Genomic DNA, 25941 nt, shown 5'->3' on the forward strand with positions numbered 1-25941 from the left:
GAGGGATTCGCGCGTCGCGAGCCGGCAGCCGCCAGATATCCTGGGCACGTGAGTGTCGACGATCTGTCTCCGAGCATGCAGAACTACCTCAAGGTGATCTGGGGGCTGCAGGAGTGGTCTGACGCGCCCGTTTCAAACTCGGCGATCGCCGAGTCGGCCGGGGTGCGCCTCTCGACGGTCTCCGATGCGCTGCGCAAGCTCTCCGATCTCGAATTCATCAGCCACGTGCGCTACGGCAGCGTGACGCTCACCGACCTCGGGCGCGTGCACGCCGTCGCGATGATCCGGCGCCACCGGCTGCTCGAGACCTTTCTCGTGCGTCACCTCGAATACGAGTGGGACGAGGTGCACGAAGAGGCGGATCGGCTCGAGCACGCGGTCTCCGACGAGTTCATCGACCGCATGGACCGGGTGCTCGGGTACCCGACGAGGGATCCGCACGGAGATCCGATTCCGAGTGCGGCGGGCGCGGTGCATCGGCCCGACGCGATGCAACTGCTCGCTGCGCCGGCTCCGAGTCGCGCCCGAGTCGAGCGCATCTCCGATGCCGACAACTCCATGCTGCAGTTCTTCGCCGGCCGCGGCATCGTGGTCGACGCCGTGCTGCACGTGATGCCCGGCGAGCCCTACTCGGAGACGGTCACGGTGCGGATCGGCGATGGGGACGCCGAGCGCCATGCCGACGGCTCGGTGAGCCTCGGGCCGTCGGCGGCGGCCGCAGTGTGGGTGTCGCTCGAGGCTACGCCGGATCCTTCACGAACTTGAGACCGATGACGCAGCCGATGATCCCCGCGAGAAAGACGAGCTTCAGCACCGAGAGCGCCTCCGTGCCGAGCGCCAGCGATGCGCCGACGGTGAGTGCGGCCCCGAGTCCGGTCCAGATGGCGTAGGCGGTGCTTACGGGGATGCCGCGCATGGCGTATCCCAGGCCGACCATGCTCAGCGGGTTCGCGATGAAGAAGACGATCGTCGGCACAACGACGGTGAACCCGCGGGAATCATGCAGCGCGAGGGCCCAGACCGATTCGAGGATCGCGCTCGCCAGCAGCACGAACCAGTGCGACCGCCGGGCGATCTTCGGCGTGCGTGCACGGGGCTCTGCGAGCGGGGCGGTGCGGACCGCGCGAACCATCTCAGCTCACCGCCTTCAGGCCGACGACGCAGGCGATGAGACCCGCGAGCAGCACGACGCGCAGGAGGCTCGCTCGGTCTGCGCCCGTGAGCATGGCCCATGCCGCGGTGAGCACCGCGCCGATGCCCACCCAGACCGCGTAGGCCGTGCCGACCGCGATCTCCGTCATTCCGTATGCGAGGCCCGCCATGCTGGCGACATAGCTCACCACGAAGACGATGCTCGGCCAGGGGCGGCGAAACCCCTGTGAGGCATCGAGCGCCGTGGCCCAGACCGCCTCAAGCATTCCGCTCAGAATCAACAGTATCCATGCCAGTGACATGAGTGAGTCCTTCTGGCAGTCGTCGATATGCGGGTACTGCTCCCTCGTCCGCACCCCGGCGCTTCGGGGTCGTATCCAGTGTCGCACGATCGGTGGCGCGCGGTGCCCAGGAGCTGCCCAGCTCGCCGGTTCGCCGGCGACGCGTGTTCCCGGCGCAGCGAGATATCGGCGCGCGGGATCTGTGGTCAATCTGTGGGAACCCCCGCGATAGGAGATAATGGGGGAGTGCCCGTCAGGGCCCGAGAGGAGTGCGGTGTTCGGCTGGCTGAAGAAGCGCAAGCGGAAATCGGCGCGCCCACCACGGCGGCTTCCGCGTCGAGTGCTCGCGCCGGTCGAGGAGATCACGGAGCAGGGGCTGCTCGTCGCCGACGTCGCGGTGCGCATGACCGTGAAGAACGCGATCATCATGAATGCGCTGAAGCGGCACGTCGACTACGACGCCGACCAGATCATCGACATGGTGCGGGATACCACCATTGATCTCGCAGAGGAGCGGGAGCGCGACGCGAAACACATCTCGCGCATGCGCGGTGAGATTCGCGATACCGGCCGGAGCTCATGGAGCGAGTCCGACTACGGCAACGACGACAATCGCACACTGCGCCACCGTCAAGAGGTGTACGAGCGGGTCGCCGAGGAACTGCGCAACCGGGCGTCGAACGACGCCTACCTGAATGTGGCGGCCGAGCGCGCTCGCGAGATGGCCTGGGATGAGATCGGCACGTCGCTCGCCGACCGCGCCGAGCACCCGTATTACAGCGGCGGGAACAACGACGAGTACCGCGAGGAGCGCGAGGGGCGCATCCAGCAGCTCATCGAGAAAGACCTCACGGCCCTCGTGCAGCAGCGCGCCGAGGCGCCGGCGAAGGCGCGCAAGTTCAAGCGCAAGGACAAGAGCAAGGACGCTGCGGACTCGGAATCCTGACGTCTGGCTGGGTCTTGGCGTCGGTGAGGTCTGGGCGTCGGTGAGAGATTGCGCGAGGGTGAGGGGTCGCCCGGGGGCGCCGACGCACGGAAACCAATTCGCTGACGCGCGCAACGGGGCGGCGCCGCAACTCGCGTGCGGCCGCCGTCATCGCTGCATCTGAGGTGATGAATGTCGGTGGTTGCATGTTGACTTGAACCATGTTCTCGCTCACGTTCGGATCCGCTCCGCAGGAATTGCCAGATGAGCCCGCGAACTCGAATCTGACGCTCGATCAGGTCGTGAGTCTGGTGGAGCAGTTGGAGTATCGGCAGCGTTGGCTCGATGCGTTCCGTCTCGACCTCTTGTCGACTGCTGTGGAGCTGGCGACGGGTGCGTCGCGTTCGAGCGAGAACGAGCTCGCGTACCGCTCGTTGCGGTCGGAGCTCGCAACGACGCTGGGAACGAGCGAGCGAGTCGCTGAGACGCACATGGACATCGCTTGGTCGTTGCGCAACGATTTCGCGACGACGCACGAGGTCCTCGCTGCCGGGGAGATTTCGATTGCGCACGCGCGGGTCGTCGCGGATGCCGGTCGGCGCATCGGGGTGGGAGCGTCGCCCGAGGCCATCGCCCGCCGTGAGTCGTATCAGGCTGAGGTGCTGCCGCATGCGCGCCGGGAATCGGTGAACCGTCTCCGCCCCATCGCGCGCAGGATCGCTGAGCAGTATGCCGTCGACACCCTTGATGAGCGGCATCGGGAGGAGGTGCGTCGACGCCGAGTGATGGTGCATGAACGTGAGGACGGGATGTCAGACCTGCTGGCGTACCTCCCGACTGCCGAGGCATATGCGATTCACGATCGGTTGAGCCGGATTGCCCGCGAAGTCGAGCGCGTCGAGCGGTCTGCGCGGGCTGTGGGCGGAGGCGGTGCTGAGGTCGGTGTGGATGCTGAGGATGATGCGGACGCGTCGGTGAATGCGCCGGCGCTTCGTACGCGTGATGAGGTGCGAGCCGATGTATTTGCGGAGTTGCTGCTGGGCTCCGATGCGACGGCGATGAGATCCTGTTCGAGCAGTGAAGCAATGCGCGCCCGTGTGCAGGTGATCGTTCCGATCACCGCGTTGGAACCGACGGCAGGGAGCGGCCCGGCAGGGAGCGGCCCTGCAGGGAGCGGCCCGGCAGGGAGCGGCCCGGCAGGGAGCGGCCCGGCAGGGAGCGGTAGCTTCGAGAGGCGCATTCCGGTGGCAGAACTCGCGGGCGCGGGCACGATCGCGTCGAGTTCCGCGCGAAGCATCGCTGCGACCGCGCCGGTGTGGGAGCGCGTCGCGGTGGATGCAGAGTCAGGGGCAGTTCTCTCGGTCGATCGGTATCGTCCGAGCGAGGAGATGCGGCGGCGACTCGCGGTACGCGATCAGCACTGCCGTTTCCCTGGGTGCCGCGTGCCGGTCTCGAGATGCGATCTCGATCACACCGTCGATGCAGCACTCGGTGGTCCGACCTCGACAGCGAACCTGGCGCATCTGTGCCGCGGTCATCACGTGCTCAAGCACCACTCCGACTGGACGGTACGTCAACGAAACGGCGGCGACCTGCACTGGACGAGCCCGAGCGGCCGGCACTACGTTGATCGGCCGCCAAGTCGGGTGAGATTCGCGCGCACTGCCGCAACGGTTTCTGTGCCACCCGTCCCCAGCCGAAGGCCCGACGCCGGGTGGCATCCGTTCTGACGATGAGCAAGAAGACGTGTGAGAGAACGTATACGGGTGGGCTCCGACCGCTACATCTTCTCGTGTGCCGAGCCCGCCGAATCTGTTGATCCGCCGAGCAGCTCGGGGTGCCGCTGCAGGTAGCCGTCGATGAACCAGCAAGACGCCTCGACGCGCCGCTGACCCACAGCCTCTCCCGTCACTGCGCGTTGCGCCAGCAGACCGGAGAGCCCGGTGCCGCGCAGCTCCGGCACGACGACGGTGTGATCGAAGTCGATGACGTCATCGCCCCGCAGCGAGTAGTGCGCCTCGCCGACGACGCGGCCGCCATCCGGCCCGCTTGCGGTGATCGCGTAGCGACTGCGTTCGGGTTCGTGCGTGATGGTGAATCCGTCGGCAGCTGCCTGTGCTTCATTCAGATATCTGGCCATGCCGCCAGCCTATCCCGCAACGGTCGGGAGCGAGCGTGAGCGACGGTATTCTCGGAGGATGCGCCCTCCCCGCCGAACCTTCGCCGTGCTCGGCGCGGTCGTGCTCGCGCTCTGCGCAACGGGGTGCGCGGCACCTGAACCGCCTCCGAAGCCGGAAGCGCTCTCGGTGACGCGAGCCGCAGCCGTGTATCTCGAGGCCGTCTGCCCGGTGAATGACGCGTGGGACGAGGCCGATGTGGAACTCGATCGACTTCGCCTCGCCACCCAACGCGGGGTCGAAGCCAGCACGTCGGAGTTCGCCGCCTCGATGACCGAAATCGCGGAGCGGAGCGCGGCTGCGGCGTCGTCACTCACCTCCGACGAGCGCACCTGGCCAGATGCGGCAACCGACGCCGTGGCCGCCGTGGCGGAGACGCTCGAAGCGGACCGCGACCAGGCAGAGCGCGTCGCCGAACTCTCGGCTGCGGAAGCCGCGGCCTATCAGTGGGAGGGTGCGGTCGACATCGGATCCACCGCGGCCGAAGCACGTGCCGCCCTCGAGCTTCCCGCCGATGCTGACGCCGCGTGCGCCGCGTGGGCGGAGAGTCGCGAACGCGCAGAGGACGCGGGGGCAGATACTGACGAGACCGCCGACGGGGCTGCCCAGGCAGGGGAGCAGACCAGTGAACGATAGTGAAACGACTTCGCGAAGGGATGCCGGCAACCCGGTAACCCTCGCGGTCGAGCAGGCCATTCGGGCCGCAGCGCGATTCGGAAATCGGCTCATCGCAGGGTCCACGGCATCGATCGACATCGGCGATCCCGAGGCGTGTGCACACCTGACCTCGGCGCTGCGCCGCATGGGAGCGCGGATCCGGCCGGCGGGAGCTGACGCCGATTTCGTCTTTGTCGAGCGTCTCGCTGAAGTGCACGACGACGCCGCTGAACAGAGTCGAAAGCCGGGCGGGGGACTGCCGGCACTCGTCGTCGGGCTCGACGGTCGTGCGCGATCGCTCCGAGGAGGGGGCGCCGAGTCGCGCATCGCCTGGGCCGCTGCGGGAATGCCGGTGACCGCGATGCTCGCGGAACAGTTCGGCACCGAAGTCGCGCGGTCCGGCGCGCGCGTGGGCGTGAGCCTGGTGCTCGAACCGAAGACCGCCGCCTTCGCCCGTCTCCTGGCCGACGCGGGATGCTCCGTCGCGGTATTCAGCGCGGTCTCCGAAACGGACCCCGAGATCGCGGTGGAGCTCGCGCGCGACGAGCGCATCGAGGTGTTCGCTCCTCACAGTGCTGTTCAGGGGCAGTCGGCGGCGGCGGTCGACGCCGAACACGCCGCCGCGATCCTCGATTGGGGTCCCGAATATCTCGTCGACGACGGCGCGCACCTCATTCGACTCGCACACACGGAGCGCACGGCCGCGCTGTCGCGGCTGCGAGGCGCGGCTGAGGAGACCACCAGCGGCGTGCGCCCGGTTCGGGAGATGGCAGCGATCGGCGACCTGCGCATTCCGGTGATCGCCGTGAACGACGCCCGCACGAAGACCGACTTCGACAACCTCATCGGTACCGGCCAATCGTGCGTATTCGCGATCGCGGACGTGCTCGACGGTGCGAGGACGGTGCGCCCGTATGCCGGCATCGCGGGCTCGCGCTGGGCGGTGGTGGGGTACGGGCCGGTGGGTCGCGGCGTGGCACGCTTCGCCGCCGCGCTCGGCGCTGAGGTGGTCGTCGTCGAGCGGGATCCGGTGCGCGCCCTCGCCGCGCTGCACGACGGCCACGAGGCCGCTTCGCGGGAGTCGGCGCTGCCGGGCGCAGACGTGGTGGTCAGCGCCACCGGCGTGTGGCACACCCTCGACACCCATGCGATGTCGATGCTGCGCGACGGCGCCGTCGCAGCGGTCGCAGGAGGCATCGACGACGAGATCGCGCTCGATGACCTGCGCGCAGCTGGATGGACGGAGCAGACCGTGGCTCCGAGCGTCACCTCGTGGCGTCCGCCGGCATCGAACCGAAGCCGAGAGGTGCTGGTGCTGGCCGGCGGCGGCGGAATCAACTACACGGCGGGGGAGGGCAACCCCATCGAGGTGATGGATCTGTCGTTCGCCACGCAGGTCGCCGCGCTCGCACGGCTCGTCGAGACGGCGCCTCGACCGGGAGTGCATCAGCTCTCGGAGGCGGATGAGCGGCGCGTCGCGAATGCCGCGCTTGCGGCACGGGCGGGCGGCGTCGATCCCGCCCCCGCTTCGAGTCGCGCCGGGGGAGCCGCGCAGCCCTGGCGCGTGCATCGGTATCGGGAACGCGCCCAGGCGATCGACCCAGCACACGACCGGGCAGCCGACCCGGCAGCCGACCCGGCCAGCGAAACGACGGAGACGCTCTAGACCGACGGAGACGCTCTAGACTCTTGCGAGTGAACCCCGCAGCCCCCGTCGTCGTCTACAGCGCCGCACTCGTGTTTCCTGTGACCAGCCCGCGTATCATCGATGGCGCCGTTGCGGTGCAGGGGGAGCACATTCTGCACGTCGGCGATCGACGCTGGGTGCTCGACGTGCTCGCCGAACGCGGAGCGGCCTTTCGCGAGGAGCACTGGGACGGCGTGCTGGTGCCCGGCCTCGTGAACGCGCACACGCACTTGCAGTACACCGGCATGCGCGAGGTGGCGGCGCGGAACTACTCAGGCTTCGACCACTGGGGCGATGCCTTCGATGTGGTCTACGCACGCGAGTCCCACGACTGGAAGTCGGCCGCCGCCGAAGGGGCGCAGCTGTCGCTCGCAGCGGGCGTGACGGCCGCTGGAGACGTGGTCACCGACCGCGAAGCGCTGGGGGCGTTGCACGACGCAGGGATGCACGGCATCGCCTATTGGGAGGTGTACGGCGCGAGCAACACGGATTGGACGCCTGAAGCCAAGGCTGCCGTACGCGAGCAGATCCGCCAGATCCCCACGCCTCCCGGCGCAGGCGTGTCACCCCATGCCCCCTACTCGCTCGAGGTGCAGCCGCTGCTCGAGCTGCCCGACATCGTGCGCGAAGAGGGGCTCCGCCTGCACATTCACCTCGCGGAAGCGCACATGGAGCGCGAGTTCGACGGGATCGACGGCTACGTCGGCGCCGGGCCAGGCGGTCACGGCGCCTGGCCCGAGCTCGGGGCCGATAGCTTCCGCGCGCTCCGCTCGCACGGCATCGGCGTCTCGTCCACCCAGTTCGTCGATCATCTGGGGGTACTCGGACCCGACTGCCACATCGCGCACGGCGTGTACGTGAGCGCCGAGGATCGCGCGCTCCTGCGGGCGCGCGGCACGAGCGTCGCGCTCTGCCCGCGCTCGAACGAAGTGATCGGCCTCGACATGCCCCCGGTCGCCGCATACCTGCGCGAGGGAAATGCGATCGCAGTGGGCACCGATTCGCTGTCGTCGTCGCCCTCGCTCGACCTGCTCGCCGACGTCGCCAAACTGTACCGCGTGGCGCGGGATCAGGGCTATCGTGCCGATGATCTGCATCAGCGCCTGCTGGGCGCAACCACGCTGGGCGGCGCGACCGCGCTCGGGCTCAATGTGGGCAAGCGGCGAATCGGTCAGCTCGGCGTCGGGGCGATGGCCGACCTCGCGTTCTTCGACCTGCCGGTGCACGACCCGGATGCGTCGCTCGCCGAGCTCGTAGAAGCGGGAGCGGGCCGCGCAAGGCGCACCGTGGTCGGCGGTATCGAGAAGTTCCGGAGCTGACGCGGAACGACACCGGCAGCGTCTTCGTGACGCCCGATGTCTCGAGGCGCGGGCGCACCCGCAATGTCTCATATAATGAACGTCGTTCGACGGCGCACGACCCGGTGCCCTCGCCCCGAAGCCAAGGAGTCTCATGTTCCGTCCATCTCGTCTTGCCACCGCCGTTGCGGTCGGAGCCACCGCCCTTCTCGCACTCTCGGGGTGCGCCAGTGGCGGCGACGCCGGCGACGACACCGGAGTCGCTGCGGTCTCCGAGGGCAAGCTCACGATCGCGACGGGCGAACCGGCGTACGCCCCCTGGGTCATCGATGACGCGCCCGAGAGCGGCGAAGGCTTCGAGGCCGCGGTCGCCTACGCCGTCGCCGAGGAGCTCGGATACGCCGAAGACGATGTGGAATGGGTGCGCACGAGCTTCGACGCCGCCATTGCGCCCGGCCCCAAGGACTTCGACCTCAACATTCAGCAGTTCTCGGTGAACGAGGAGCGTGAGCGAGCCGTCGACTTCTCAAGCCCGTACTACGAGACGACCCAGGCCGTCGTGGCTGCCGGTGGCACGGATGCCGCAGACGCGACGAGCATTGCAGACCTCAAGGACGCGACGCTGGGCGTCGCCTCGGGAACCACCTCACTCGCCGTCGCTGAAGACGTGATCGCTCCGAACAACGATCTGCAGGTCTTCAACAGCGTTGACGACGCGGTCGCTGCGCTGCAGAACGGCACCATCGACGCGCTCGTCACCGACCTTCCCGGGGCGTTCTACGTGCGCGACGCCCAGCTCGACGATGGAGTGATCGTCGGCCAACTCGACTCGGCGGAGGGCGGCGACGAGTTCGCATTCGTGCTGCCCAAGGACTCGGCGCTCACGGCTGACGTCTCGGAGGCGGTCGACACCCTGCGCGAGAACGGCACCCTCGACGATCTCGCCGCCGAGTGGATCGCCGATCAGGGCGCTCCGGTTCTGAAGTAGCCCCGGCGTGAGTCAGGCCCCGCTTCCCGCGAGCACGCAGCGCTCCGAGATGGAGTTCACCCCCAGCGCCATCGAGCTCGAACGGCGCGGTTATCGGCGATCCCGCAAGCGACAGTCGATTCTGATCAGTATTGCGAGCACGCTGGTGTTCGCGGGCGTGTTCGTGGTGGTACTCGTCAACAGCCCGGGTTGGGAGGCCGTGCGCGAGACGTTCTTCGACCCCGCCGTCGCGGTCGAGGCGTTCCCGCGGGTCATCAAGGGACTCTGGCTCAACATTCAAGTGCTCTTCGTCGCCGCGATCGGTGTCGCGATCCTCGGAACGCTGCTCGCCATCGCGCGCACGCTGAAGGGGCCGGTCTTCACCCCTCTGCGCCTCGTCGCCGCCGGGTACACCGATCTCTTCCGAGGGATCCCGGTGCTGCTCGTGCTGTACCTCGTCGGCTTCGGCATTCCCGGGCTCGAACTCACCGGCCGCCTGCCGGCGCAGTTCTGGGGCACCGTCGCGCTGATCCTCTGCTATTCCGCCTACGTCTCCGAGGTGCTGCGCGCCGGAATCGATGCGGTGCACCCCTCGCAGCGGCTCGCAGCGCGTTCTCTGGGGCTCAGCCACGCCAAGACACTGCGACTCGTCGTGATGCCACAGGCCGTGCGCAAGGTGACTCCGGCGCTCATGAACGATTTCGTGTCGATGCAGAAGGATGTCGGCCTGATCTCGGTGCTCGGCGCAGTCGATGCGATCCGTGCGGCTCAGATCGAGGTCGCGTCGAGCTACAACTTCACTCCGTACGTGCTCGCCGGGCTGCTCTTCGTGCTGCTCTCGCTTCCCTTCATCAGACTGACCGATTGGCTGACGGCTCGCGCCCAGCGGCGCGAGCAGATCGGAGGCGCGGTATGAACGCGCAGGATCAGGGTCGCCGCGGCGTACTCGATGTGCAGGGCGTGCACAAGCGCTTCGGAGACCAGCACGTGCTGCGCGGCATCGATCTCACCGTGCATCAGCACGAGGCCGTCGTGCTGATCGGCGCATCCGGGTCTGGCAAGTCGACGCTGCTGAAGACCATCAACCTGCTGGAGCAGGTCGACGACGGGCGCATCGTGCTCGCGGGCGACGACATCACCGACCCCCGTGCTGACGTCGACGCGGTGCGGGCGCGGATCGGCGTCGTCTTTCAGCACTACAACCTGTTTCCGCACATGACGGTGCTCGCCAATGTCGTGATCGCCATGCGCAAAGTCTTCGGCACACCGCGCGCTGAGGCCGAGCGCCGCGGACTCGAATTGCTCGCGCGCATCGGGCTCGGCGACAAGGCCGGAGAGTATCCCGATCGGCTCTCCGGTGGTCAGCAGCAGCGCGTGGCCATCGTGCGGGCGATTGCGACGAACCCCGAGCTGCTGCTGCTCGACGAGATCACGAGCGCGCTCGATCCCCAGTTGGTGGGCGAAGTGCTCGATCTCGTGAGCGAACTCAAGATGGCCGGCTCGACCATCGTCATGGCGACGCACGAGATGTCGTTTGCACGACGCGTCGCCGACCGGGTCGTGTACCTCAAGGACGGTGTGATCATCGAGTCGGGCACGCCCGAGCAGATCTTCGAGGATCCGCAGCGACCCGAGACGCGCGAGTTCCTCGCACGGCTGAGCGATCCGTTCAGCGCGTGAGCGCCCGGGCTGCGTGATCGGGAAGCGGACTTCTCGAACTTGGGAATGGATGCGGAATCCGCTCGGTTAAACTGGTACGTCTGCCTACGAGGAGCTTCGCGCGCTCCTGGCCCGGGGCAGCTCCGTCTTCCGAGGAGTCTTCACTCTTGACATCCGATACCGCATCCATTCGGCTGCCGAAATCCCCCAACGACACGATCGATCCCGCCGGCATGCGCGTGATCTGGTTGTTGCTCGTCGCTGCGTTCGTCGCCATTCTCAATGAAACGACGATGGCGATCGCCATCCCGCAACTCAATCAGACCCTGGGAATCCCGCCAGAGCTGGGACAGTGGCTGACGAGCGCCTTCATGCTGACGATGGCCGTCGTGATTCCCACGACGGGCTTCCTGCTGCAGCGCTTCACCACACGCCAGGTCTTTCTCGCTGCCATCATCACATTCGTGCTCGGCACTGCAATCTGCCTGGTAGCTCCGGGGTTCCCCGCCCTTCTCGCCGGCCGAGTCGTGCAGGCCGCCGGCACCGGCATCATGATGCCGCTTCTGATGACAACGGTCATGAACGTCGTTCCCGCCCGCTCGCGCGGCCGGATGATGGGGCGCGTCGGTCTCGTCATCAGTCTCGCGCCCGCGCTCGGCCCGACCCTGTCGGGCGTCGTGCTCGACACCCTCGGTTGGAGGTGGCTCTTCGGCATCATCCTGCCGATCGCGGTTGTTGCGCTGCTGCTCGGTGCGAAGTGGATGACGAACCTCGGCGAGACCACGCACGCTCCGATCGACGTGCTCTCCATCGTGCTCTCGGCACTCGCCTTCGGCGGTATCGTGTTCGGTCTGAGCCAGCTCGGCGGTCACGGCGCCTCCGCTGGAGGGGCGATGTCGCCAGCGCTCGTCATCGGGCTGGGCGTGCTCTTCTTAGCGATCTTCGTGTGGCGTCAGCTGATGCTGCAGAAGAAGAACGACGCATTGCTCGATCTGCGCGTGTTCGCCTCCCGCAACTATGTCGTGGCCGTGGTCATCATGGCGATTATCTCGCTCGCGATGTTCGGCACCTTCTCACTGCTGCCGCTGTACCTGCAGAACGTCGCCGGACTCGATCCGACCGCGGCGGGCCTGGTACTGCTCCCCGGGTCGGTGCTCATGGGCGTGCTCGGGCCGGTCATGGGACGCGTCTACGACGCCCGCGGCCCGCGCACCCTGCTCATCCCGGGCACCATCCTGATCGCGGGAGCGATGTTCGTGTATTCGACCGTCGGCACCCACACGCCGATGTGGTTCCTCATGCTCGTGCAGATCGCCATGTCGCTCGGCCTCGCCGGGTCGTTCACGCCGCTGTTCTCCGCATCGCTCGGATCCCTGGATCGTTCGCTGTACTCCCACGGATCCGCTGTGCTGAACACCCTCCAGCAGGTCGGCGGGGCCGCAGGCACCGCTGTGCTGATCTCGATCTACTCGAGCGCGCTGCACGTGGGCGAGGGCGAGGGGCTCTCGGTCGCCGACGCGGGGGCTCCGGGAGCGAACATGGCGTTCTTCACTGCTGCGTGCATTGCGCTCGTTCCGGTCGTGCTGTCGTTCTTCATCACGAAGCCCGTTGAAGACGACGCGCCGGCGCACGTCGGGCACTGATGCGGCTCACCCGAGCGCGCTGATCGAACGGCGTACCGCCTCCGCGAGTTGGCGTACGGCCGCCGATGGGCCGCTCGGGCCGGCCGGCGCGGCGAGCAGCAGCTCGCGCGCGAACCTGGGATCGTCGATCGGCCGCAGCACGACGCCCTCCGGTGGATTGAAACTCACGAGGCTCGGCACGAGCGCCACCGCCATGCCCGCCGCGATGAGTCCGAGCACCACCGAGTAATCGTCAGTGCGGATGGCGACGTTCACCTGCAGGCCCTCTGCCTCGAACACCTCACGCACGAGATCGTCGAGCGTATCGCCCGGAGTGGATCCCATGACCCAGCTGTCGCCCGAGAGGGCGAGCAGACTGCGGCGGTCGAACGAGGACTGCGCCGCGGCGGGGTGTGAGGCGGGGAGTGCGAGCAGCATCGGGTCGGTGAACAGATGAGTCGTGTGCACCTCGGCTCTGAAGGGGAGGCGGTAGCCGCCCGCGGCGTAGACGAGCGCCGCATCGAGGGTGTGCTGGTTGACCCGCGTGATGAGCGGAGCGAGCTCTTCGAGCGTCGCATCGAGCTCGATCCCGAGTTCGGAGACGCGCGACGCGATGCCGGGGAGGAGCCGAGATGCGGCGGTCGGAAAGGTGCCGAAGCGCAGGCGAATCTTGCCGAGCTGCGCCAAGTCGCGAACATCGGTCAGGGCTCGGTCAGCGAGGCTGAGCATTTCGTCGCCGCGTTCGAGCATGAGATGACCGGCCGTGGTGAGCTTGCTTCCCCGGGTGCTGCGCGTCGTGAGGTCGGCGCCGACGAGCCGGTCGAGATTGCGCAGGTGGTAGTCGACCGTGGGCTGACTCCATCCGAGCCGCTTCGCCGCTCGGGCGACCGATCCTTCCGAAGCCACCGCACTGAGCGCTTGGAGCTGGCGGAAGTCGAGCACTGGGTACCTCAGATCTACTGGATCGAATGGGGCACAATGCCCCGATGTGATCCATACACTATATGACTCCCGGGAGCCGATTGCGGGTTTCCGCACGCAGTACTGGGCGGCCATTCTGGAGGAATGCTGGATCACGAATCGCGAGTCGACCCCCGTCAGTCCCCGATGGGAAACGAGTCGCTGAGCGCGATCGTTTCGGGCGGTGCGGCGGCTGAGCTCGGGCCGAGACGGAACGAGTCGGACATCGTCGATGCGCAGCGGAGCGCGCCCTACGCGGAAGCGCTGCGCCGGTTCGCGGATACGCGACCGATGTCGCTGATGGTTCCCGGTCACGGTACCGGCGCGCGGCACGGAGCAGAGCACCTGGCCGAACTCCTGGGCGAGCGAGCCGCAGCGGTCGACATTCCGCTCATGCTTGATGGCATCGATCTGGGCGAGAATTCGCCGCTCACGCAAGCGCAGCAGCTCGCAGCGGAGGCCTGGGGAGCCCGCCGCACCTGGTTTCTCACGAATGGGGCGTCGCAGGCGAATCGCACCGCCGCGATCGCAGTGCGCGGGCTCGGTGACCGAGTGCTCGTGCAGCGCAGCATGCATTCGAGCTTCACCGACGGTGTGCTTCTTTCCGGCCTGACACCCTCCTTCGTGCAACCGGCGATCGACGCCCACCACGGCATTGCGCACGGGTTGACGCCCGCCGCCCTCGCTGCAGCGCTCGATCGGGAGGCGGCTGCCGGGCACCCGGTATCGAGCGTTTACGTCGTATCTCCGAGCTACTTCGGGTCTACGGCCGATGTCGCAGGCCTCGCGGAGGTTGCGCACGCCCATGACGCGGCGCTCATCGTCGATGGCGCCTGGGGTGCCCACTTCGGGTTCCACCCGGGGCTTCCCGACTCGCCGGCTCGACTCGGCGCCGATCTCGTGGTTTCGAGCACCCACAAGCTCGCGGGGTCCCTCACGCAGTCGGCGATGCTGCACCTGGGCAACAGTCCGTTCGCGGACCGGCTCGAATCGCTCGTCGAACGCGCGTACGCGATGACCGCCTCCACATCGATGAGCAGCATCTTGATGGGCTCCCTCGATGAGGCGAGGCGGGCACTCGTGCTCGGTGAAGCCCGCATCGGTGAGGCGCTCGGCGCCGCAGACGCGATACGCGACCGGTTGCGCAGTGACGACCGCTTCGCGATCATCAGCGACGGCTTCGGCGCCTTCCCCGACATCGTGGAGATCGACCGCCTCCGCGTGCCGATCGACGTCTCAGCGCTGGGGCGCAGTGGTCACTGGGTGCGCGGTCGCCTGAGCGAACAGCACGGCATCTACGTCGAGATGTCGACGGCGACGAGCATCGTCGCCGTGATCGGCGCGTTGACGGTGCCCGATGCCGAGCGCGTGATCGCGGCGCTCGACGAGGTGGCGCGTGCGGCGCTCGCTGATCCTGACGCGTCGACAGCGGCTCAGCCGTTCCCAGAGCTTCCCGCCCCCGGGGCCCTGCGCATGCTGCCCAGAGACGCCTACTTCGGCGGCAGCGAGGTGATTCCCGCGGCAGCTGCGGTTGGCCGCGTATCGGCGGATACCCTCGCGGCCTACCCTCCGGGAATTCCGAACCTGCTCCCGGGGGAGGAGATCACGGCTGAGACGGTGGCGTTCCTGCAGGCGGTCGCCGCGTCGCCCACCGGCTATGTGCGGGGCGCCGTCGACGCTGCCGTGTCGGGCATTCGCGTCACGAAATCATGACCGAGACGTGACGCAACGTCAAAGGGCGGCGAATCCATTGAGGATCGCCGCCCTTCGACAGTACCGCGGGAGTTGCTACTGCTTCTTCTCGAAGAGGTCGCCCGCGAGCTTCGAACCGATGAGCACGATGAGCAGCAGCACGATGCCGACCGCTGCGATGCCGGGGATGTTCAGCGGATCGCCGGCGCTCGACAGCGCGGCGTCCGTCGCATCGCCGCCGCCGCTTGCGAAGGCGGGAACAGCGACGAAGACCGAGGCGAGCGCGACAGTCACGGCGGTGGCGATGCGGGTGCGGATCTTCACGGAAACTCCTCAAGCGTGCGGGTGCGCGGATGCGCGGTGAATGGCTCCAGTCTAACCTGTGCGTCGGCCGGGTTCGCGCCCGGCCGACGCGTCGCACGGAAGAAGCCGAGCGTGACGCCGTAGCGTGGAGGCATGACTGAACAGCGCGAGCAGACCGCGATCGACCGCATTGCGGAGACGTGGGTGGACACCCTCGTCGAGCACGACCCGACCGTTGGCACCTACATCGGCCGCACGAGCGCGGGCCTACCCGATCTCTCGCCAGCAGGGCACGAAGCACTCGCGGCAGACCAGCGGCGCACGCTGGCGCACCTCGTCGCGACCGCACCCGTCGACGAGGTCGACGCAGTGACGCGCGCAGACCTCGAGTCCGAACTGCGGTTGTCGTTGGCGCAGCACGATGCCGGTGAGCACCTGCGAGATCTCAACGTCATCGCATCCCCGTCGCAGAACATCCGCGACATCTTCGATCTCATGCCCACCGAGACCGAAGCGGATTGGGCGCTCGTCGCGAGTCGCTTGCGATCGGTGCCTGCAGCAATCGCCGGGTATCGGGAGACGCTCGCGGACGGCGTGCGCCAGGGGCTGGTGCCGGCGATCCGCCAGGTGGAAGAGGTTGCCGCCCAGGCCCGCCGCACCGCGGGCACTCCCGAGGACCTCGGGTTCTTCGGCCGCCTCGCCGGTTCGTCCGGTACGCCGGCGGAGTCGGCGATCGAACTCGCCGCCGCTGCAGCCGGAGCGTCGAGTGCGTACGCGGAGCTCGCCGATTTCTTGCAGCGCGAGGTCGCTCCCCACGCGCCCGCAGCAGACGCGTTCGGCCGAGACCGGTATGCACTTGCCTCAGAAACGTTCCTCGGGTCGAAGATCGATCTCGACGAGACGTACGAGTGGGGCCTCGACGAACTCGCTCGTATGGTCTCGGAGCAGGAGCGCACGGCCGCCGAAGTCGTCGGCGGTTCGCCGCGGCCGGGCATCATCGCCGAGGCGATTGCCCAGCTGGACCAGGACGCGTCGCGCAAGCTTCGCGGCACGGACGCGCTGCAACGCTGGATGCAGGAGACGAGCGACCGCGCCATCGCCGAGCTCGCGGGCACGCAGTTCGAGATTCCCGATGAGATCCGCGCCCTCGAATGCCGGATCGCGCCGACACAGGAGGGCGGCATCTACTACACCGGGCCGAGCGACGATTTCTCGCGGCCCGGGCGCATGTGGTGGTCCGTTCCAGAGGGCGTCACCGAGTTCGACACCTGGCGGGAGTTGACGACGGTGTATCACGAGGGTGTTCCCGGGCACCATCTGCAGATCGGGCAGGCGGTCGTCAACCGCGGATCGCTCAACGAGTGGCGGCGTCAGCTTGCCGGCACCTCGGGCCACGCCGAGGGCTGGGCGCTGTACGCCGAACGTCTCATGGAGCAGCTCGGCTACCTCGATGATCCGGCGGATCGCCTGGGCATGCTCGACGGTCAGCGCATGCGGGCAGCTCGAGTCGTGCTCGACATCGGCGTGCATCTCGGCAAACGACGACCCGATGGCGGCGTGTGGGACGGGGAGTACGCCTTCGACTTTCTCGCAGAGAACGTGAACATGAACGATGGGTTCGTGCGGTTCGAGGTGCTGCGATACCTCGGCTGGGCAGGCCAGGCCCCGTCGTACAAAGTGGGGCAGCGTATCTGGGAGGGTCTCCGCGACGAGGCCGCCGAGCGCGCAGCTGCGGCGGGGCACGCGTTCGATATCCGTTCGTTCCATCGCGAGGCACTCGCGCTCGGCGGTGTGCGCCTCGATACGCTTGAGCGCGCCCTGCGCGGCGGGCTCGGAGGATGAGCAACGGGCTCTGCCCCTGCGGCCGCGGCATCGCTTTCTCAGACTGCTGCGGGCCGCTGCACGCGGGGGAGCCTGCGCCGACCGCTGAACGGCTGATGCGCTCTCGATACAGTGCGTTCGCAGTCGGCGACCCCGGTTACCTGTTGCGAACCTGGGACGCTACGACGCGGCCGATGGGGCTTGAGCTCGACGGCGACCTGACTTGGCAGCGGCTGTTCGTCGAGCGCGCGGAGGCCGGCGGGCCATTCGACGACGAGGGCTTCGTGACGTTCACCGCGATCGCGCGCGGCCCGGAGGGGCGCATCGAGCAGCGGGAGCGCAGTCGGTTTCGACGCGCTGGCCCTGACCGGCGGTGGGTCTACGTCGACGGAAGCGTGTCTTAGACGGCGCGTATGCCGTTATTGAATGTAGACGTCGAGGTGGTTGCCGAAGGTGCCGCGGTCGTAGACCTTGCCCTGGTAGCCGAAGGGCGTCTCGAACACGGTGCCCTTCGGCGCGTCCCCGGCGAGCACGATGTATCCGTCGGTGTCGCTCACGTACCCGGCCTCGTTCACGTGGCGGCCCGGAATCGCGAGACCTGAGCCCGGGAGTACCTTCTGGCTGTAGAAGGTGAAGCGGTATCCGCCCCAGTTGATCACGCCGCTGAAGAGAAACTGCTCCAGGCTGTACAGCGCGGTCCGCGGTGCCTCGCCGGCCTGCTTCGGCTTCGCCTGCCCGTCCCGAGCAGTCTCCGATCCCTCAATCTCGACGCCCGCCATTGACGCTCGGTTCGCCTCCGCGGCCGAGGTGAGCGACTGCCCGCGTGCAGCGTTCAGCGGCGCCGGCCCGCCCGCGTCGGCGAATGCCGATGCCATCGAGAGCGGCGCGAGGGCGGTCGTGCCGAGCAGCAGCGCCGCAGTCGCCGTCGCCCCCGCATAGCGCGTTCGGGATCGCCAGGAGACGCCCGAGCGCGCAGAACCGGCAGCCACGGTCATCCGCTACGCCTGCGAACCGCTCAGGCGCTGCACCCACGCCTCGACCTCGTCCGCCGTGCGGGGGATGCCCGACGAGAGGTTGTCGCTTCCGTCCTCGGTGACGACGATGTCGTCCTCGATGCGCACGCCGATTCCGCGATACTCCTCGGGCACGGTGAGATCGTCTGGCTGGAAGTAGAGCCCGGGTTCGATGGTGAAGACCATTCCGGGTTCGACGATACCGTCCATGTACATGTCGCGCCGAGCCTGTGCGCAGTCGTGCACATCCAGGCCGAGGTGATGACTCGTGCCATGCACCATGTATCGGCGGTAGTAGGCGGTGCCGTCGTCCTCGGGAAGCAGCCCCCACTCACGGGTGCGGCGTTCGATGACCTCCATCGCGGCGGCATGCACGTCGCGGAACCGGATGCCTGGCCGTACGACCGCGTGTGCGGCGTCGGCTGCCTCGAGCACCGCGTCGTACACGCGGCGCTGCACCTCGGTGAACGTGCCGGAGATCGGCACGGTGCGAGTGATATCGGCTGTATAGAGGCTGTCCAGTTCAACACCTGCGTCGAGCAGCAGGAGGTCGCCCTCGCGAACGGCGCCGTCGTTCTGAATCCAGTGGAGTGTGCAGGCGTGGGGGCCCGAGGCCGCGATGGTCTCGTACCCGACGGTGTTGCCGTCGAGCCGGGCTCGCTGATTGAAGACGCCCTCGACGATCCGCTCCCCGCGCGGGTGTGCGCTCGCGCGCGGCAGCGCCGCCAGCACATCGTCGAATCCCTGCGCGGTGGCCTCAACGGCCGATCGCATTTCCGCCAGCTCGTAAGCGTCTTTCACCAGTCGCAGTTCCGAGGCGACGCGCGCCACGTCCGGGTCATCGAGCGCGCGGTCGTCGGCTCCGGCGGTGAACGCATCGAGCGGCGCGGTCGCGACGCCGAGCGCCGCAGCTACCTGCTCCAGCGACGGTCTGGGGCCGATCCAGAATTCGCCGATCTCGGGGTTCGCGAAGAACTCGTCGCTATCGCGGCCGGCCCGTTCGCGGAAGAAGAGGGTGGCATCGTGGCCGCCGTCGCGGGGCTCGAACACGAGTACCGCGCCGGGTTCGCTCGCCGATCCCCAGCCCGTGAGGTGCGCGAACGCGCTGTGTGCTCGGTACTGGTAGAAGGTGTCGTTGGAGCGCTGTTTCATGGCTCCCGCCTCGATGACGACGCGCTCGCCCGGGAAGTGCGACGAGAATACCTGACGTCGCGCCGCGGCGTGGGTGGCAACCGGCCATGCCTGGGGCAGAGTCTCCGGGCGATCCGCCCAGTGCGTGGACAGGTACTCCACGAACGCGTCGCTCTGGGGAGTCGTGCTCCGATTGCTGTTGTCGATTTCCACCTCGTGAGTGGACTGCGCGCTGTCGGTCATGCGTCCATCCTCTCATCCCGAGACCGAGCCGTAAGATGACAGGATGACTGAATCCGCGGTGGCGCAGGCCGGCTTCGACCTGCACACGCACTCGGTGTTCTCCGACGGCACCACCCGGCCCGGCGAGATCGCCCGCGAGGCGGCCGCACTCGGGCTCGCAGGGTTCGCACTGACCGACCACGACACGATCGACGGCTGGGACGAGGCACGCAGCGCCGCAGCCGACGCCGGTATCGATTTTCTGCCTGGCATCGAGATCACGACGAAGCACCGCGGCAAGTCGCGGCATCTGCTCGGGTACGGCATCGCGCCGCTCGCCGGCGAGCTGTTCGAGGCACTCGCTCAGGTGCGCCGTTCGCGGCTGACGCGCGCCCGTGAGATGGTGCGTCTCGTGGCGGCGGATTATGCCATTACCTGGGAATCAGTCTTGGGCGATGAAGACGCGCGCACGGTGGGTCGGCCGCATATCGCCGACGCGCTCGTGGCCGCGGGCTATTTTCCGGATCGGAGCACTGTCTTCACGGAGCTGCTGCACCCGAGATCCCCCTACTACCTCGGCACCGACGCCATCGAGACCGTTGAAGCGATTCGCATGGTGCGCGCTGCGGGGGGAGCGGCCGTGCTGGCCCACCCGGCCGCATTCCGCCAGCGCACCCCAGTCGCGCCCCAGGAGCTCGCGGATCTGACGCGTGCCGGACTGTTCGGGGTCGAGCTGCGTCATCCCGAGCACCGCGATGACTGGATGCCGCCGATCATCGCGGCGACGTCGAAACTCGGTCTCGTGGCGACCGGCTCGAGCGACTACCACGGAGCGGGCAAGCCGAACCTGCTCGGGCAAGAGGTCACGGATGTCGCCACGGTTGCGCGCCTGCGCGACGGGCTCGCGGTGCCCCGCTAACTCCTGCCCGCCGTCCGCGTCTGCCGCTACTCGGCCGAAGCGCTGGCGGGAGTCGGTGCTCCGTCGCCGGCGTCTGCAGCGCCCGAACCCGTATCGCCCGAGCCGGTGCTGCCCGAGTGCGTCGACGCCGTGCCTGTGTCAGCACCGCCCGAGCCTCCACGGCGGCGGCGTCGGCGGCGCTTCGGGGGAGCGGTCTCGCCCGAAGCTGCCAGCGCATCGGCGGGAGTCAGGGGCGCACCCGGCTCGCCGCCGCCTTCTGCGTCGTGCCCGTGCTGCTCGTGGCCGTGCGCTTCGTGACGCCCCTGCCCGAGTGGATTCGCACTGCGCGTGCGGCGTCGCGTGCGCTTGCGGGCGCCGTCGCCGTCGCTGCTCGTGCTCGAACCGCTCGTGCGCTCTGTCGAGCCTGAACGGCCGCGCGAATCAGAGCGCTCGCGCGGGGCGCGATCCTTGACCGGCGTGGCCTTGAGGCGGCCCTTCGTGCCCTCCGCGATCTTGAGATCGGCGAACAGGTGCGGCGACGACGAGTATGTCTCGAGCGGCTCTGGGATGCCGAATTCGAGTGCCTTGTTGATCAGCGCCCACTTGTGCATGTCGTCCCAGTCGACGAAGGTCACGGCGATGCCCGTGCGGCCCGCGCGGCCGGTGCGCCCCACCCGGTGCAGGTACGTCTTCTCGTCGTCTGGCACGGTGTGGTTGATGACGTGGGTGACGTCGTCGACGTCGATACCGCGGGCGGCGACGTCGGTGGCGATCAAGATGTCCTTCTTGCCGGCCTTGAACGTCGCCATCGCGCGCTCGCGCTGCTCCTGGTTCAGGTCGCCGTGCACGGAAACGGCGGAGAAGCCGCGATCGACGAGCTCCTCCTGCAGCTTCGCCGCAGCGCGCTTGGTGCGCATGAAGATCACGGTCTTGCCGCGCCCCTCGGCCTGCAGGATCCGCCCGATCACCTCGTCCTTGTCGAGCGAGTGCGCGCGATAGACGATGTGCTCGATGTTCGCCTGCGCCGCACCCTCGTCGGGATCGGTCGCGCGGATGTGGATCGGGTTCGACATGAAGCGGCGGGCGAGCGTCACGATCGTGCCGGGCATGGTCGCCGAGAAGAGCATCGTGTGGCGCACGGGAGGTGTCAGGGAGAACAGCTTCTCGATGTCGGCGAGGAAGCCGAGGTCGAGCATCTTGTCGGCCTCGTCGAGCACCATCTCGCGGACCTTGCTGAGATCGAGCAGGCGCTGGTTCGCGAGATCGAGGAGCCTGCCGGGGGTGCCGACGACCACCTGGGCCCCGGCCTTGAGCTGCTCGATCTGACCTTCGTACGCCTTGCCGCCGTAGATCGGCACCACGGTTGCCGCACGGTTTTTCGCGGCGAGCTCGAGGTCTTCGTACACCTGAACTGCGAGCTCGCGGGTCGGCACGACGACGAGAGCCTGCACGCCGTCGACCGGGTCAGCGCCGACGCGCTGCAGCAGGGGCAGCCCGAAACCGAACGTCTTTCCGGTACCGGTCTTCGCCTGGCCGATGATGTCCTGACCCGAGAGCGCGAGGGGGATCGTCTGCTCCTGGATCGGGAAGGCCTCGATGATGCCCTGATCCGTCAGAGAATCGACCATGTCCTGGTCGACGCCGAGTTCGAGGAATGTCGTCATGCTGCGTCCTATTCGATGGGTGCGGTGCTGCGCGCGCGTATCGATAAGCGCAGCGGCCGGTGCTCCGATGGCTCCGGCGGTGAGGTACGTTCCGCGCCAGTCTATTCCAAGGCGGTCGCTGCACGACGGTAAGCTGACAGGGTGTTCGAGTGGATCAAGGGACTGCGCCGCAAGAGCGCGCCAGCGCGCAAAATGCGCTCGCGCGGCGATGCAGCCGAGGCTGAGCGGGTCGAGCTCGCCGAATTCGCTCCTGGAATCATGCCGTTTCTCGGACTGACCGCGTACCTGCAGCTGGAGCTCTACGAGGCCGCGACGCGCGCGGTGTCGGGGGCGCCGACGCTCGAGGCCAAAGACGTGCTGGCCCGTGTCGCCGGGCAGACGCTCGCCAAGCACCAGCAGCTCACCGGCGAGATCCGTTCGCGCGGTCACGAGCCGCACGTGGTCATGGAACCGTTCTCGCCGGTCATCGATTCGTACGTCGAGCGCATCGACACCGGCGACTGGCACCAGCACGTGCTCTCCCTCTATCTGGTCGGCGGTCTCTTCGACGATTTCTTCGCCAGCCTCGCGGGCGGCCTGAAAGACGGGTACCGCGGTGACGCCGTCGCGATCCTGCGCAACGACACGGGTCGGCCGGAGCTCAAGACGCTGCTGCAAGACGCGCTGGCGGCGGATGAACTGCTCTCGAGCTGGCTCGCCGTGTGGGGCAGGCGTCTCGTGGGCGACACCCTGCTTGTGTCCCGCGCCGTGCTGTCGCTGAGCGAGCACCGCGAGTTCGACGCCAGCGAAGTCGAGCCGGTGTTCACCGAGCTCATCGCCGACCACATCCGTCGCATGGACGGTCTGGGGCTGACGGCCTGAAGACGCCGATGGTCACTCTTCCGCACTGCGCGTACTTCGAAGCGGGGCGCTGCCGGTCGTGCGTGCTCATCGAGACTCCGTGCCCGACGCAGCTCAGCGATAAGGAGCGTCGGTGCCGCGAGCTGCTGCCGCAGGTGCCAGAATCGCTGTGGCTGCCGAGCGTGCAGGGCGGCACCGCCGACTTTCGGAATAAGGCGAAGCTCGTGGTCGGCGGTCGCGCCGGCGCTGTGACGTTGGGGATTCTGGGGCGTGATGGCGCGGGGATCGACCTGCGTGACTGCCTGATACAGGAGCCCGCGATTCGCCACGCGATCCCGCACCTCGCGGCGTTCATCGAAGCGACCGGGCTCGAACCATACGACGTACCGCGGCGACGCGGCGAGCTGAAGTTCGTGCACGTCACGCTCGCGCCCTCGGGCGACCTGATGCTGCGCTTCGTGACCCGCACGGAGCAGGCGCTGCACGTGCTGCGGAAAGCGCTGCCCCGCCTGCTCGAACGGGTGCCGAGCGCGGTTGTCGTATCCGTGAACCTGCTGCCGGAGCACAAAGCCGTGCTCGAAGGGGAGCGGGAGGAGCTGCTGCTCGGCTCATCGCTCGAGATGGGACTCGGCGATGTCTCGCTGCACCTGCGGCCGCAGAGCTTCTTCCAGACGAACACAGCCGTGGCGCGAGCGCTCTACGCGCAGGCCGCTGCCTGGGTCGCCGCCGAACGACCCGACACGATCTGGGATCTGTACTGCGGCGTCGGCGGGTTCGCCCTGCATTGCGCCGCAGCGGTGCACGGCGCCCCGCGCGTGCTCGGCGTCGAGATCAGCGCTTCAGCCGTCGAGTCGGCCCGCCGCAGTGCGACCGAAGCCGGGATCGCGGCAGAGTTCATCGCCGCCGATGCGACCGCTTTCGCGCTCGGATCACCCGCGGCCGAGACGCCGCACACGGTCATCGTGAACCCCCCGCGCCGCGGCATCGGCGCCGAGCTCTCGGCCTGGCTCGAACGGGCGCCCGCGCAGCGCATCATCTATTCGAGCTGCAACCCCGAGAGTCTCGCGGCCGACCTCGCCGCGATGCCGTCGTGGGGCGTGCGCGGTGCGCGGGTGTTCGACATGTTCCCCCACACGCGCCACCTCGAAGTCATGGTGCTGCTCGAACGCACGGTCTGATCCGGGCCCGCCGGTCGGGAACGCGCGTATTGTCGCGGGTGATGGGAAGATGTCCCCATGAACATCGTGCTCGGAGTCACCGGCGGCATCGCCGCGTACAAGGTCGTGCAGGTCGCCCGCTCCCTGGTCGAGGACGGGCACGATGTGCACGTCGTGCCGACTGAGGAGGCGCTGCGCTTCGTCGGCAAGCCGACCTGGGAGGCCATCAGTCGCAACCCGGTCACCACGTCCGTGCACGACGATGTGCCCGAGGTGCGGCACGTGGCCCTCGGGCAGCGCGCCGATCTCGTCGTCGTTGCGCCCGCCACTGCGCACACCCTCGCCCGCATGAGCGCCGGCCTCGCCGACGATCTCCTCGGCACGACGCTCCTCGCCACCCGTGCGCCCGTGCTCGTCGCGCCCGCGATGCACACGGAGATGTGGCAGCACCCCGCGACCCAAGACAATGTCGCGATCCTGCGCTCGCGAGGCGTGCATTTCATCGGGCCCGAAACGGGTCGGCTCACGGGGGCCGATACCGGGCCGGGACGCCTGTGCGAGCCGGAGACGATCGCGGCTCGAGTGCGGGCGCTGCTCGAGGGCGACACTGCAGAGGAGGCTCTGGATCGCGTCGATGCCGATGCCGATGCCGATGTCGATGTCGATGCCGATGCCGAACCGGCGATCGAGCGGGACGTGCCGTTGGAGACAACTGCTGCTGCAGCGCTCGACTCGACGCGCGTTGAGTCCGCCCGCGCCGATTCTGGCGCAGGTGAGCGCGCGCCCGACCTCGTCGGATTGCGCATCCTCGTCACCGCGGGCGGAACACGCGAACCGATCGACCCGGTGCGCTACCTCGGCAATCGGTCGAGCGGGCGCCAAGGCGTGGCGATCGCCGCTGCTGCAGCGGATCGCGGCGCGAAGGTCGTGCTGTTCGCGGCGAACGTCGATACGGCGGTGCTCGCGGACGTGCAGGATCGCCCGGCCGTGCGCGTGGTACCGGTCGGCACGGCGGCCGAACTCGAGCGCGCTGCGCGCGCGGCGGCCGCGGGTGCCGAGGTCGTGATTATGGCCGCTGCCGTTGCCGACTACCGTGTGGCCGACGTGGCCGAGCGGAAGATTCGCAAGGAAGATGCGCCCGGTCAATCGCCGGTGCTGGAACTGGTGGAGAACCCGGACATCCTCGTCGGGCTCGTGCAGCAGCGTCGCCCCGGCCAAATGATCGTCGGATTTGCTGCCGAGACGGTCGAGAGCGAGGCCGAACTGCTCGAGCGAGGGCGGCGCAAGCTCGCACGCAAGGGTGCGGATCTGCTCGCGGTGAACGCGGTGAGCTGGTCCGAGGGGTTCGAGGCGGGCGAGAACACCCTGCACGTGCTCGCGACGGATGACCGGCCGGTCGCGACGGCGAGCGGCACCAAGCGCGCGGTCGCCGACGCGCTGCTCGACGTGATCCGGGACGCGCTGAATTCATAGAACGCGCTCGCGCGGGCGCTGGCTGAACGACTCGGCCCGTGAAATGACTCGGCCCCGTGAAACGACTCGGCCCCGTGATCCGACGAGATCACGGGGCCGAGTTCGAGAAGCGGCCGGTCAGCTGATGAAGCCGACCTTGCGGCCGCCTTCGCCGCCGAGCTCGATGTAGGTGATCGCCTCGGTATTCACGAGGTACTGATGACCCTTCACATCGGAGAGCGTGACGAGGGCGGCTTCGTTCGCGACGGCCTCCTCGATGGCGCGACGCACGTCTGTCGCGCTCGATTCGGTGTCGAACGCGAGCTCGCGGGGCGAATGCTTGATACCGATGCGGATTTCCAC

26 protein-coding genes are annotated in these 25941 nt (G+C 68.2%); 17 read left to right on the forward strand and 9 right to left on the reverse strand.

Annotated features, from left to right (window positions below):
- The first annotated feature begins 48 nt into the window (after positions 1-48).
- The gene (locus tag AB0O71_RS03220; RefSeq protein WP_363741867.1) at positions 49-765 is read left to right on the forward strand and encodes a metal-dependent transcriptional regulator; all 717 of its coding nucleotides are present in this window, start codon (positions 49-51) and stop codon (positions 763-765) included.
- On the opposite strand, the gene AB0O71_RS03225 is transcribed toward AB0O71_RS03220, so the two are convergent.
- Entirely contained in the window at positions 740-1132 is a 393-nt protein-coding gene (locus AB0O71_RS03225; protein ID WP_363741870.1) for a multidrug efflux SMR transporter, read from the reverse strand. The two genes, AB0O71_RS03220 and AB0O71_RS03225, sit on opposite strands and share 26 nt — an antisense overlap.
- A gap of 1 nt (position 1133) precedes the next feature.
- Positions 1134-1454: a multidrug efflux SMR transporter gene (locus AB0O71_RS03230; RefSeq protein ID WP_363741873.1), complete on the reverse strand. Its 321-nt coding sequence runs from the start codon at positions 1452-1454 to the stop codon at positions 1134-1136.
- Between the two features lie 253 nt (positions 1455-1707).
- Here AB0O71_RS03230 and AB0O71_RS03235 point away from each other — a divergent pair, with 253 nt between their 5' ends.
- Both AB0O71_RS03235 and AB0O71_RS03240 read left to right on the forward strand, forming a co-directional pair.
- Positions 1708-2379, forward strand: a complete 672-nt coding sequence (locus AB0O71_RS03235) for an asparagine synthase (RefSeq protein WP_363741876.1) — start codon at positions 1708-1710, stop codon at positions 2377-2379.
- A gap of 200 nt (positions 2380-2579) precedes the next feature.
- On the forward strand, positions 2580-4088 hold the full coding sequence (locus tag AB0O71_RS03240; protein ID WP_363741879.1) for a DUF222 domain-containing protein: 1509 nt from the start codon (positions 2580-2582) through the stop codon (positions 4086-4088).
- A gap of 50 nt (positions 4089-4138) precedes the next feature.
- Here AB0O71_RS03240 and AB0O71_RS03245 read toward each other — a convergent pair whose 3' ends face one another.
- Positions 4139-4498, reverse strand: a complete 360-nt coding sequence (locus AB0O71_RS03245) for a GNAT family N-acetyltransferase (RefSeq protein ID WP_363741882.1) — start codon at positions 4496-4498, stop codon at positions 4139-4141.
- 58 nt (positions 4499-4556) lie between these two features.
- Between AB0O71_RS03245 and AB0O71_RS03250 the strand changes: the two genes are divergently transcribed.
- From AB0O71_RS03250 to AB0O71_RS03280, 7 genes are all read left to right on the forward strand, one after another.
- Positions 4557-5171: a hypothetical protein gene (locus tag AB0O71_RS03250; protein ID WP_363741885.1), complete on the forward strand. Its 615-nt coding sequence runs from the start codon at positions 4557-4559 to the stop codon at positions 5169-5171.
- On the forward strand, positions 5161-6858 hold the full coding sequence (locus AB0O71_RS03255) for an adenosylhomocysteinase (protein ID WP_363741888.1): 1698 nt from the start codon (positions 5161-5163) through the stop codon (positions 6856-6858). The genes AB0O71_RS03250 and AB0O71_RS03255 overlap by 11 nt, the downstream gene beginning before the upstream one ends.
- Before the next feature lie 29 nt (positions 6859-6887).
- Entirely contained in the window at positions 6888-8198 is a 1311-nt protein-coding gene (locus AB0O71_RS03260; protein ID WP_363741891.1) for an amidohydrolase family protein, read from the forward strand.
- A gap of 133 nt (positions 8199-8331) precedes the next feature.
- Positions 8332-9165: an ABC transporter substrate-binding protein gene (locus AB0O71_RS03265; RefSeq protein WP_363741894.1), complete on the forward strand. Its 834-nt coding sequence runs from the start codon at positions 8332-8334 to the stop codon at positions 9163-9165.
- Positions 9166-9214: 49 nt separating this feature from the next.
- A complete protein-coding gene (locus AB0O71_RS03270) occupies positions 9215-10060 on the forward strand; it encodes an amino acid ABC transporter permease (protein WP_363742135.1) in 846 nt (281 codons plus the stop codon).
- Positions 10057-10824 (forward strand): amino acid ABC transporter ATP-binding protein, encoded by a 768-nt coding sequence (locus AB0O71_RS03275; RefSeq protein WP_363741897.1) that lies wholly within the window; start codon positions 10057-10059, stop codon positions 10822-10824. Before AB0O71_RS03270 ends, AB0O71_RS03275 begins: the two co-directional genes overlap by 4 nt.
- Positions 10825-10970: 146 nt before the next feature.
- The gene (locus AB0O71_RS03280; RefSeq protein ID WP_363741900.1) at positions 10971-12446 is read left to right on the forward strand and encodes an MDR family MFS transporter; all 1476 of its coding nucleotides are present in this window, start codon (positions 10971-10973) and stop codon (positions 12444-12446) included.
- A gap of 6 nt (positions 12447-12452) precedes the next feature.
- Here the strand turns inward: AB0O71_RS03280 and AB0O71_RS03285 are convergent, their stop codons facing one another.
- On the reverse strand, positions 12453-13367 hold the full coding sequence (locus tag AB0O71_RS03285) for a LysR family transcriptional regulator (RefSeq protein ID WP_363741903.1): 915 nt from the start codon (positions 13365-13367) through the stop codon (positions 12453-12455).
- A 123-nt stretch (positions 13368-13490) separates the two neighbouring features.
- On the opposite strand from AB0O71_RS03285, the gene AB0O71_RS03290 reads away from it, so the two are divergent.
- A complete protein-coding gene (locus AB0O71_RS03290) occupies positions 13491-15098 on the forward strand; it encodes an aminotransferase class I/II-fold pyridoxal phosphate-dependent enzyme (RefSeq protein ID WP_363741906.1) in 1608 nt (535 codons plus the stop codon).
- Positions 15099-15173: 75 nt separating this feature from the next.
- On the opposite strand, the gene AB0O71_RS03295 is transcribed toward AB0O71_RS03290, so the two are convergent.
- Entirely contained in the window at positions 15174-15401 is a 228-nt protein-coding gene (locus tag AB0O71_RS03295; RefSeq protein ID WP_363741909.1) for a hypothetical protein, read from the reverse strand.
- A 132-nt stretch (positions 15402-15533) separates the two neighbouring features.
- Here AB0O71_RS03295 and AB0O71_RS03300 point away from each other — a divergent pair, with 132 nt between their 5' ends.
- Together AB0O71_RS03300 and AB0O71_RS03305 are read left to right on the forward strand one after the other, a co-directional pair.
- Positions 15534-17222 (forward strand): DUF885 domain-containing protein, encoded by a 1689-nt coding sequence (locus tag AB0O71_RS03300; RefSeq protein WP_363741911.1) that lies wholly within the window; start codon positions 15534-15536, stop codon positions 17220-17222.
- On the forward strand, positions 17219-17605 hold the full coding sequence (locus AB0O71_RS03305; protein ID WP_363741914.1) for a YchJ family metal-binding protein: 387 nt from the start codon (positions 17219-17221) through the stop codon (positions 17603-17605). The genes AB0O71_RS03300 and AB0O71_RS03305 overlap by 4 nt, the downstream gene beginning before the upstream one ends.
- 15 nt (positions 17606-17620) lie before the next feature.
- On the opposite strand, the gene AB0O71_RS03310 is transcribed toward AB0O71_RS03305, so the two are convergent.
- Positions 17621-18196: a hypothetical protein gene (locus AB0O71_RS03310; protein ID WP_363741917.1), complete on the reverse strand. Its 576-nt coding sequence runs from the start codon at positions 18194-18196 to the stop codon at positions 17621-17623.
- A 3-nt stretch (positions 18197-18199) separates the two neighbouring features.
- Positions 18200-19588: an aminopeptidase P family protein gene (locus AB0O71_RS03315; RefSeq protein WP_363741919.1), complete on the reverse strand. Its 1389-nt coding sequence runs from the start codon at positions 19586-19588 to the stop codon at positions 18200-18202.
- Positions 19589-19631: 43 nt separating this feature from the next.
- Between AB0O71_RS03315 and AB0O71_RS03320 the strand changes: the two genes are divergently transcribed.
- On the forward strand, positions 19632-20486 hold the full coding sequence (locus AB0O71_RS03320) for a PHP domain-containing protein (RefSeq protein WP_363741922.1): 855 nt from the start codon (positions 19632-19634) through the stop codon (positions 20484-20486).
- A gap of 26 nt (positions 20487-20512) precedes the next feature.
- On the opposite strand, the gene AB0O71_RS03325 is transcribed toward AB0O71_RS03320, so the two are convergent.
- Positions 20513-22129 (reverse strand): DEAD/DEAH box helicase, encoded by a 1617-nt coding sequence (locus tag AB0O71_RS03325; RefSeq protein WP_363741924.1) that lies wholly within the window; start codon positions 22127-22129, stop codon positions 20513-20515.
- A 141-nt stretch (positions 22130-22270) separates the two neighbouring features.
- Between AB0O71_RS03325 and AB0O71_RS03330 the strand changes: the two genes are divergently transcribed.
- From AB0O71_RS03330 to AB0O71_RS03340, 3 genes are read left to right on the forward strand one after another with little or no spacing between them, the layout of a single operon-like run.
- On the forward strand, positions 22271-22990 hold the full coding sequence (locus tag AB0O71_RS03330) for a ferritin-like fold-containing protein (protein ID WP_363741926.1): 720 nt from the start codon (positions 22271-22273) through the stop codon (positions 22988-22990).
- Between the two features lie 8 nt (positions 22991-22998).
- The gene (locus AB0O71_RS03335) at positions 22999-24147 is read left to right on the forward strand and encodes a methyltransferase domain-containing protein (protein WP_363741928.1); all 1149 of its coding nucleotides are present in this window, start codon (positions 22999-23001) and stop codon (positions 24145-24147) included.
- Between the two features lie 57 nt (positions 24148-24204).
- The gene (locus AB0O71_RS03340) at positions 24205-25599 is read left to right on the forward strand and encodes a bifunctional phosphopantothenoylcysteine decarboxylase/phosphopantothenate synthase (RefSeq protein WP_363741931.1); all 1395 of its coding nucleotides are present in this window, start codon (positions 24205-24207) and stop codon (positions 25597-25599) included.
- 117 nt (positions 25600-25716) lie between these two features.
- On the opposite strand, the gene AB0O71_RS03345 is transcribed toward AB0O71_RS03340, so the two are convergent.
- On the reverse strand, positions 25717-25941 hold the full coding sequence (locus AB0O71_RS03345) for a DUF3107 domain-containing protein (protein WP_363741934.1): 225 nt from the start codon (positions 25939-25941) through the stop codon (positions 25717-25719).

Source organism: Leucobacter sp. NPDC077196 (genome assembly GCF_040687075.1).
Lineage (GTDB): Bacteria > Actinomycetota > Actinomycetes > Actinomycetales > Microbacteriaceae > Leucobacter.

Bases quoted from the DNA above. Each gene is read 5' to 3' on its own strand.
- AB0O71_RS03265 (WP_363741894.1), top strand. From the start codon at position 8,332: ATGTTCCGTCCATCTCGTCTTGCCACCGCCGTTGCGGTCGGAGCCACC.
- AB0O71_RS03310 (WP_363741917.1), bottom strand. From the start codon at position 18,196: ATGACCGTGGCTGCCGGTTCTGCGCGCTCGGGCGTCTCCTGGCGATCC.
- AB0O71_RS03305 (WP_363741914.1), top strand. From the start codon at position 17,219: ATGAGCAACGGGCTCTGCCCCTGCGGCCGCGGCATCGCTTTCTCAGAC.
- AB0O71_RS03315 (WP_363741919.1), bottom strand. From the start codon at position 19,588: ATGACCGACAGCGCGCAGTCCACTCACGAGGTGGAAATCGACAACAGC.
- AB0O71_RS03290 (WP_363741906.1), top strand. From the start codon at position 13,491: ATGCTGGATCACGAATCGCGAGTCGACCCCCGTCAGTCCCCGATGGGA.
- AB0O71_RS03270 (WP_363742135.1), top strand. From the start codon at position 9,215: ATGGAGTTCACCCCCAGCGCCATCGAGCTCGAACGGCGCGGTTATCGG.
- AB0O71_RS03240 (WP_363741879.1), top strand. From the start codon at position 2,580: ATGTTCTCGCTCACGTTCGGATCCGCTCCGCAGGAATTGCCAGATGAG.
- AB0O71_RS03320 (WP_363741922.1), top strand. From the start codon at position 19,632: ATGACTGAATCCGCGGTGGCGCAGGCCGGCTTCGACCTGCACACGCAC.
- AB0O71_RS03275 (WP_363741897.1), top strand. From the start codon at position 10,057: ATGAACGCGCAGGATCAGGGTCGCCGCGGCGTACTCGATGTGCAGGGC.
- AB0O71_RS03225 (WP_363741870.1), bottom strand. From the start codon at position 1,132: ATGGTTCGCGCGGTCCGCACCGCCCCGCTCGCAGAGCCCCGTGCACGC.
- AB0O71_RS03335 (WP_363741928.1), top strand. From the start codon at position 22,999: ATGGTCACTCTTCCGCACTGCGCGTACTTCGAAGCGGGGCGCTGCCGG.
- AB0O71_RS03325 (WP_363741924.1), bottom strand. From the start codon at position 22,129: ATGACGACATTCCTCGAACTCGGCGTCGACCAGGACATGGTCGATTCT.
- AB0O71_RS03245 (WP_363741882.1), bottom strand. From the start codon at position 4,498: ATGGCCAGATATCTGAATGAAGCACAGGCAGCTGCCGACGGATTCACC.
- AB0O71_RS03300 (WP_363741911.1), top strand. From the start codon at position 15,534: ATGACTGAACAGCGCGAGCAGACCGCGATCGACCGCATTGCGGAGACG.
- AB0O71_RS03230 (WP_363741873.1), bottom strand. From the start codon at position 1,454: ATGTCACTGGCATGGATACTGTTGATTCTGAGCGGAATGCTTGAGGCG.
- AB0O71_RS03340 (WP_363741931.1), top strand. From the start codon at position 24,205: ATGAACATCGTGCTCGGAGTCACCGGCGGCATCGCCGCGTACAAGGTC.
- AB0O71_RS03250 (WP_363741885.1), top strand. From the start codon at position 4,557: ATGCGCCCTCCCCGCCGAACCTTCGCCGTGCTCGGCGCGGTCGTGCTC.